Raw genomic sequence first — 904 nt, 5'->3', positions numbered from 1 at the left:
CGCAATCCGAAGAACCCGGCGGAGACATGGTCGGGTCGCGGCAGGCTGCCTCGATGGCTGCGGCCGCAGCTTCGAGCCGGCCGAGATTTGGACGATTTCCTAATCGATCGGGCTTCAGCCGAAAAGCGGCAGACAAGTTGAGCGCGCGTTGCGGCATTTTGGGATGGAAATGCTGGCGCCGGCTGTTCCCCCTGGGCTCTGAGCTCCTCACATCATCGTTGAAGCGCGGGTCATAACCATGCTTCGAGGCATGGCCATAGCGAGAGCGCTGGGCTGATGGTCTCGCTGAATCGCTCGGGGGGCCCGCGGCGCAGTGAGGACATCGACGAGAATCTCAAGCACGCGATGGCCGTGTCTAGTTGTCGTGCCCGCTGAAGTGCCGCCTAACCGCACTCCACGCTCGAAGGACTGGAAGGATGAGCACGATGAAAAGAACCCTGATTGCAACCGGCCTCATTGCGCGCTGCAGGAGTGGTGGGTCGTGATCGTCCAAGCGACCGGCCGTCGTGTTAATCGTCACCGGAGATGGAATTCCTGCTCGCCGAGTAGGTGCCGGTCTGCGCGAGGGCAGGACAACTACAACAAACAGAACGTTCACCAGTAGCCATATTCCCACAATGAGAAGAAAAGTACGCACGAGAACGACCATCGTTGATCTAAATCTGCCGAGCTTACTCCTGCCTCATACCCGGCACGCAACCGGCAACACTGCGTTCGCGGACGGAGCCGCTTCAGCGCAGTCGGCACATTTTCGCATCTCCCCGAGGCCGTTGGGCCCCGAGCGCTTTGCGAGCGTCCAGGATCGCTCCCAGCCTAGTGCGGCGCAACACTCGCGTCTGTGCGCTTTCGAACATTCATGCCCCCTTCAGGTATGCTAGTTCTATGCATCATCCGGCGAGAGCCG

Annotated in this window: 1 protein-coding gene; it reads left to right on the top strand. The window is 60.4% G+C overall.

Annotated features, from left to right (window positions below; all coding sequences use genetic code 11):
- A partial coding sequence (locus tag IVB32_RS32720) for an H-NS histone family protein (RefSeq protein ID WP_247412705.1) occupies positions 1-141 on the top strand: 141 nt, incomplete at its 5' end.
- Between the last annotated feature and the right edge of the window lie 763 nt (positions 142-904).

The organism is Bradyrhizobium sp. 23, from assembly GCF_023073295.1.
Lineage (GTDB): Bacteria > Pseudomonadota > Alphaproteobacteria > Rhizobiales > Xanthobacteraceae > Bradyrhizobium > Bradyrhizobium canariense_D.
This window is presented reverse-complemented; position numbering and strand designations above follow the sequence as displayed.